Annotated in this window: 6 protein-coding genes; all 6 read left to right on the top strand. The window is 37.3% G+C overall.

Annotated features, from left to right (window positions below; genetic code table 11):
* Positions 1–40: 40 nt before the first annotated feature.
* Complete coding sequence (locus QZL71_RS12585; RefSeq protein ID WP_249253785.1) at positions 41–244, top strand: helix-turn-helix domain-containing protein; 204 nt, start codon at positions 41–43, stop codon at positions 242–244.
* A gap of 381 nt (positions 245–625) precedes the next feature.
* Entirely contained in the window at positions 626–2,185 is a 1,560-nt protein-coding gene (gene cls, locus QZL71_RS12580) for a cardiolipin synthase (protein ID WP_005921174.1), read from the top strand.
* Between the two features lie 210 nt (positions 2,186–2,395).
* Positions 2,396–3,829 (top strand): phospholipase D family protein, encoded by a 1,434-nt coding sequence (locus tag QZL71_RS12575; protein WP_294649049.1) that lies wholly within the window; start codon positions 2,396–2,398, stop codon positions 3,827–3,829.
* Positions 3,808–4,518, top strand: coding sequence for a response regulator transcription factor (locus QZL71_RS12570; RefSeq protein ID WP_294649046.1), 711 nt, complete (start codon positions 3,808–3,810; stop codon positions 4,516–4,518). The genes QZL71_RS12575 and QZL71_RS12570 overlap by 22 nt, the downstream gene beginning before the upstream one ends.
* The gene (locus QZL71_RS12565) at positions 4,518–5,561 is read left to right on the top strand and encodes a HAMP domain-containing sensor histidine kinase (protein WP_005929825.1); all 1,044 of its coding nucleotides are present in this window, start codon (positions 4,518–4,520) and stop codon (positions 5,559–5,561) included. Before QZL71_RS12570 ends, QZL71_RS12565 begins: the two co-directional genes overlap by 1 nt.
* 33 nt (positions 5,562–5,594) lie before the next feature.
* The gene (locus QZL71_RS12560; RefSeq protein WP_015536754.1) at positions 5,595–6,659 is read left to right on the top strand and encodes an FUSC family protein; all 1,065 of its coding nucleotides are present in this window, start codon (positions 5,595–5,597) and stop codon (positions 6,657–6,659) included.
* Positions 6,660–6,796 lie beyond the last annotated feature (137 nt).

The following is a 6,796-nucleotide window of genomic DNA, read 5'->3' as shown; positions in this document are numbered from 1 at the left end:
GTTGGAAAAGTTTTGAACTAAAAAGATGGGAGGGATTTTCGTGGATACGATCAAGCGTGTTCAGGATTTGATGCAAGCGCGTGATATGAATCTGTGTGTGTTGGCAAAGAAATGCGGAATATCGTATTCCACGATCCAAACCACTGCTCGTCGGGGAGGCCAGTTAAGCGTAGAGACGATTGAAAGAATCTGTCTGGGTTTGGAAATTACACTAAAAGACTTCTTTGATTCCTCCTACCTGTAAATATAGGGGCAGCAAAAAAGCCGTTCGCCACGCTGGAAAATCTGCGTGGTGAACGGCTTTAATACTGCTTCTATTTATCCTTTGGTAATCTCCAGATAAACAGTAATCTCCATGATTGTTACCATTGAAGGAATACATTTGCGACGATCTTCGGGCATACCGAATAAGATTTGCCTTGGCAGTTGAAAACAGCTCAGGTTACCTATTGCAATTCTGACTATTTGGAATATACTTGTAAGTATCAAATTATTTCACTGTATGAGGACATCCGCACCAAACTTATCCAGTCCGGTGTAATGAAATGCAGAGAATAAAAGACAAAATTGGTATGTTCCACGAAATTTAGGGAGAAAACTGAGCAAGTAGGAAGGCGGAATATATATGAAACAAGATACTTTAGAGGGCAAAGCAAAAACAAAAAATGGGGTAAAACGGCTGTGTTTTTCCATAATCTGCATTCTTCTGGAAGTGATTTTTATTATTACTATCGTAACACGCTTGAATGAATATGCAGAAGTCATAAATTTATTTACAAGGATTTTGAGTGGGATCTTGGTTTTGGGATTGTACGCATCAAATAAGACATCCTCTATGAAAATGCCTTGGGTCATCTTAATTCTAATTTTCCCAATTATGGGTGTAGGCCTGTATTTGTTGATTGGTTTGAATGGTGGCACACATAAAATGCGTGAGCGGTATGCAGAAATTGATAGCAAATTGTTACCAATGCTTCCGGACAGTCAGGAGTGTTTGAGCAGAATAAAAGAAACAATTCCGAAAGCAGGAAATATAGCAAGTTACATACAAAGAAATTCGCAGTATCCAATCTATCAGAATACGGATATTGTGTATTTTGATGAAGCAGTGAAAGGATTAGAGGCACAGCTTAAGGATTTGGAGAAAGCACAAAAGTTTATCTTTATGGAATATCATGCGATAGAAGACGCTGAAGCATGGCATAAGATTCAAGATGTTCTGGAAGAGCGAGTAAAAGCAGGTGTGGAAGTTAGAGTATTCTACGATGATATGGGTTCTATAGGCTTTATTAACACAGATTTTGTGAAAAAAATGGAGACAATAGGAATTCATTGCCGTGTATTCAATCCGTTTATGCCAGGTTTAAATCTGTTTTTGAACAATCGTGATCATAGAAAAATAACAGTTATTGATGGAAAAGTCGGATTTACAGGTGGATATAATCTAGCAAACGAATATTTTAATTACACACACCCGTATGGACAGTGGAAAGATACAGGTATTCGTTTAGAAGGAGATGCTGTTCAGTCGCTTACAGTGACATTTTTAGAAATGTGGAATGCTGTTAGTGAAAAAGCTACGAATGATACTGATTTTAGTAAATACATTATTCATTACGATTATAAAGCACAGCAAACAGGTTTTGTTCAGCCTTATGCAGACAGTCCTATGGATAATGAGCAGGTCGGAGAAGAAGTTTATATCAGTATGATAAATAAAGCTGAAAAATATTGTTGGTTTATGACTCCATATCTAATCATAACAGATGAAATGACGCATGCGTTATGTCTGGCTGCTAAGCGAGGGGTAGACGTAAGAATTATCACACCTGGTATCCCTGATAAAAAATTCATTTATAATGTAACTCGTTCTTTTTATCATGGATTAGTTAAACATGGTGTTCGTGTTTATGAGTGGACTCCTGGTTTCTGTCATGCAAAAATGAGTGTGGCAGATGACTGTATGGCAACTTGTGGAACAATTAATTTGGATTATCGAAGTTTATATCACCATTTTGAAAACGGCTGTTTTATGGCAGATTGTCAGGCAGTTGTGGAAATAAAAAATGATCTGATAAGAACGATGGGAGAATGTCGTGATGTGACAGACCAATATCAAACCGGACGAAGTGCATATTTGCGACTGGGACAATTATTTATGAGATTATTTGCTGGATTGCTATAAGAATCTGATGAAACGACCTTTCAAAAAACAGTTGATTTAGAAGTTAACTGTTTTTGAAAGGCCGTTTTTGCTATATCTAACAGTCTGTTGTACAAAGAAGATTTTGCATGGATGAAAAAACAAACCTTGTTGAGGTTAAATTGAGTTTTCTATTGTATTGTATTGCTAATGAATAAGAATAAGAAATAAAAAGAAATCAGGTGATGTACAATGAAAAAGCATAAAATATGTAAAATCCTTCTTGTTATACTGGCAATTTTTTTATGTGTGGCTTTTTATGAATTGCTCGGAATCTGCGTTGCATATAAAAAGCAGCCGGAAGTGTCCAATACAACCAAAAAAGAAACAAAAAATGGGTCATGGAACAAATGCAGTGAAAATACAGAACGGGCAGTAATCATAGAAAAGAATCCAGAAGCGCTTTTACAAAGAGTGCGTTTGATCAAGAATGCAAAAAAGGAAATTATTCTTTCTACTTTTGCATTTCAATCCGATGAAAGTGGAAAATTGATCTTAGGAGCACTGCATGATGCGGCAGACAGAGGTGTACATATTCGTCTGTTAGTAGATGGAATGGAGAGCTGGCTTGATATGGAAGGAAATCCGTATTTCTATGGATTATCTTCCCATGAGAATGTTGAAATTAAACTGTATAATAAGGCCAATCCGTTGAAACCGTGGAAAATAATGGGTAGAATGCATGATAAATATTTGATTGCAGATGGAAAGAGATATATTCTTGGGGGAAGAAATACATACAATTATTTCCTGGGTGATTTTCCGGGACATAAGAACTATGACAGAGACGTGTTAGTGGTTTGCGATGAACCTGAGAAAGAAAATTCAGTTAGCCAGTTGTTAGAGTATTTTGAAACGATATGGGAACAAGAAGACAGTGATTATTTTCATGACAATAAAAAACTGGCAAATAGAAAATCTGTAAAGAACGCAGTTTTAGAGCTGAAGAACGGCTATCAGAAATATTTTGAAGAGAATAAGGAAAGAATCTGCGATACCGATTACACGGACGAAACTTTTGAGACAGAAAAGATTGCATTAGTGTCAAATCCTATTCACACAGGTTCCAAAGAACCAGTAGTGTGGTATCAGTTGGGAGAATTGATGAAAAATGCAAAAAATCGTGTGAAGATCCACACGCCATATATTATCTGTAATGATATGATGTATAATACATGGGAGGAGATTGCAGAGAACGTTTCAGATTTTTCTATCATGACAAATTCAGTTGCGAATAATGGGAATCCATTTGGGGCTGCCGATTATGCGAAAAACAGAAATAGAATCTTAAGTACAGGAATTAATATCTGGGAATATGAAGGCGGTTATTCATACCACGGAAAAAGTATTCTGATTGACGATGATCTGTCTGTAATCGGTTCCTTTAATATGGACATGAGAAGTGCATATCTGGATACGGAACTGATGCTTGTAATTCGCAGTAAAGATATTAATAAACAGTTGGAAGAGGGCATGATGGACTATGAAAGAGTGTCCCGCCAGGTATTGGAAGATGGAACCTATCGTGATCCATATCATGTAGAGCCAATCGAATTAACAAAGAAACGTCAGAGAAAAATATTTTTGGTACAGCATCTGCTTGGATGGGCAAGGTATCTGTTTTAATAAGGAGGAAGGAAAACGTGTTTCAAATATTGATTGTAGAAGATGATAAAGAATTAAGCCAGCTATTCCAAAAAGTGCTTGAGAAGAATGGATATCAAGTCAAAAGTGCATCGGATGGAGCACAAGCATTAGAAGTATTGGTTAAGGAATATATTGATCTGATCATTTCTGATATTATGATGCCGGTTATGGATGGTTATGAACTGGTGTCGGAACTCCGTTCAGCAGGATATCAGATACCTGTACTTATGATCACTGCGAAAGGTTCCTTTGAGGATATGCGCCAGGGATTTCTTTCGGGAAGTGACGATTATATGGTAAAACCGGTAAATGTGAATGAAATGGTTTTAAGAGTCGGAGCACTGCTTCGCCGTGCACAGATACTGAATGAACACAAAATTGTGATCGGTTCAACAGAGTTTGATTATGATGCAATGACGGTTACAACTGATAAGGAAAGTCTTGTTTTGCCTAAAAAAGAATTCCTGCTTTTATATAAGCTTGCAGCTTCGCCAGGCAGAATATTTACAAAACAACAGTTGATGGATGAAGTATGGGGATACGAGACGGAGGCAGACCCACATACGATAGAGGTACATATAGGAAGAATCAGAGAGCGTTTTAAAGATAACCCTGATTTTGAAATCGTAACAATGCGTGGAATTGGATACAAGGTGGTGAAAAAATAATGGAACAAAAGAAAGAAAAAGGATTGCGGATCCGATCCTGTCTGACTGGTGCAATCTGGCTGGCACTTGTATTTTCAACAGTCATATCTGCTTTATTATTTGCTTTTTTGAATCATTTTTTTAATCTGCCGGGCAGCATACCTGTGCTTGGCTGGCTTTTGATTTTCAATACATTGATTGCAGGGCTGATCACTTCCTTTATTAATGCAAAGTTACTGGAACCAATTACAAGACTTAGTAAAGCAATGAAGGAAGTTTCTCGGGGAGATTTTGAACAGCATTTGGAAACGAATAGCCGTATAGCAGAAGTTGGAGAATCTTATCAAAGTTTTAACGTTATGACAAAAGAACTTCGTGCAACAGAGGTGCTGCAGATGGATTTTGTATCTGATGTTTCTCATGAGTTTAAGACCCCGATTAATGCCATTGAAGGATATACAATGCTGCTTCAGGGAGAAGAACTGTCTCCGGATCAAGAGGAATATGTAGAAAAAATCTTATTTAACACCCAAAGACTTTCCGGATTGGTTGGTAATATTTTGCTGTTATCCAAGTTAGAGAATCAGAATATACCAATGAAAAAAACAGAATATCGTCTGGATGAACAGATCCGCCAGGCAGTTCTTTCATTGGAAACAAAATGGACAGAAAAAGAAATTGGTTTTCAGGTAGAATTGGAGGAAGTTAAATATACTGCGAATGAAGGACTTTTTATGCATATCTGGATAAATCTTTTAGATAATGCGATTAAGTTCAGCCCTTCAAAGGGGACAATTACGATGTTTCTGAAACAAGAACAGGATTCTGTTAAGTTCATTCTGGAAGATGAAGGACCAGGAATAGAGGATGATGTAAAATCCAGAATATTTGACAAGTTCTATCAGGTAGATGGATCTCATAAAGCAGAAGGAAATGGCCTAGGTCTTGCACTTGTAAAACGGATTGTAGATAGTGCCGGAGGAACAATCAAAGCAGAAAACCGTGAATATGGTGGATGCAGATTTGTTATAGAGCTGCCAAAGCAGAAAGATGAGATTATCTAGTTTTAAGATAAATTAGAATATGGGAGGATTTATATGACATTTTATCAGGAGTTGCAGTTAAATCAGGCAGGTTCTAAAAACCTGTTGAAAAAGAGTGAAACACTAAAAGAAAAACTATATCATATGTGGGTATATCTGGTGAAGATAGCTGCTACAATGGCATTTTGTTTTTTCTTTGTTAGTATTTTCAGCATCCTATTTGGAAATGAGAACAGCATTGTAGGTGTAGTAGTCTTATTATGTCTCATGGTGTTTAGGAATGCGGATCTGGGGATCCACACCGGACAATCTACGATGCTTTTGGCTTTGTTCTTTGTAATTATGACTGTATGTCCGCATTTAGCAAATCAGTTTTCACCGGTATTGGGAATGCTGTTAAATATTGCGGCACTGGCTGTGTTGATTCTGTTCGGATGCCATAATCCATCCATGTTTAATCAATCTACATTGGTTCTTGGGTATCTGCTGCTATATGGTTATGATGTTACGGGAAAAAGCTATCAGATGCGATTAGTCGGAATGGCTTTAGGTGCAGCACTTACCTGCTTCGTATTTTATCGAAATCATAAAAACAGAACTTATAAAAGAAATCTGAAAGATCTGATACAAGAATTTGATATCACTTCTTCCAGAACAAAATGGCAGATATGTCAGATTTTATGCGTACCGATTGTCCTTTGCATTGCAGAACTTTGTAATATGCCACGTGCAATGTGGGCTGGTATTGCGGCCATGTCCGTGATTTTGCCGTCTATGGAAGATATGCACTACAGAGTCCGTAAAAGGATTGTCGGAAATATTGCAGGTGTTATATGTTTTACAGTATTATATTTTCTGCTTCCTTCGTCAATCTATGCATATATAGGAATTCTTGGTGGAATCGGTGTAGGATTTTCAGCACAATATGGCTGGCAGGCAGTATTTAACACATTTGGTGCTTTAGCCATTGCTGCAGAGACATATGGACTACAAGGAGCGGTTAGTCTTAGAGTGAGTCAAAATGTTTTTGGTGTTGTGTTTGCTTTAGCATTTTGTGTTATGTTTTATTGGTTTATGCCTAAAAAAAAGGAAAGTGAGGTGACCGTACATGCAGAGTGAAGTGAATCAGGAAGAAAATTTGAATACCACTGATTTTGACGAGCACTTCGCTAAAATTTCGTCCTATATTGTAGACACATTGCACGGCGTTCCACTTGAGATGACCGAGGATGAAAAAGAACAATTTCGCATACAGG

Origin of the sequence: uncultured Faecalibacterium sp., from assembly GCF_900066275.1 — a bacterium.
Taxonomy (GTDB): Bacteria; Bacillota; Clostridia; order Oscillospirales; family Ruminococcaceae; genus Faecalibacterium; species Faecalibacterium taiwanense.
Note: the sequence above shows the minus strand (reverse complement) of the source record. Positions and strands in the feature narration are given on the sequence as shown.

Excerpts from the sequence above, each read along its gene's own strand:
- QZL71_RS12565 (WP_005929825.1), top strand. The coding sequence starts at position 4,518 with ATGGAACAAAAGAAAGAAAAAGGATTGCGGATCCGATCCTGTCTGACT.
- cls (WP_005921174.1), top strand. The coding sequence starts at position 626 with ATGAAACAAGATACTTTAGAGGGCAAAGCAAAAACAAAAAATGGGGTA.
- QZL71_RS12575 (WP_294649049.1), top strand. The coding sequence starts at position 2,396 with ATGAAAAAGCATAAAATATGTAAAATCCTTCTTGTTATACTGGCAATT.
- QZL71_RS12570 (WP_294649046.1), top strand. The coding sequence starts at position 3,808 with ATGGGCAAGGTATCTGTTTTAATAAGGAGGAAGGAAAACGTGTTTCAA.
- QZL71_RS12560 (WP_015536754.1), top strand. The coding sequence starts at position 5,595 with ATGACATTTTATCAGGAGTTGCAGTTAAATCAGGCAGGTTCTAAAAAC.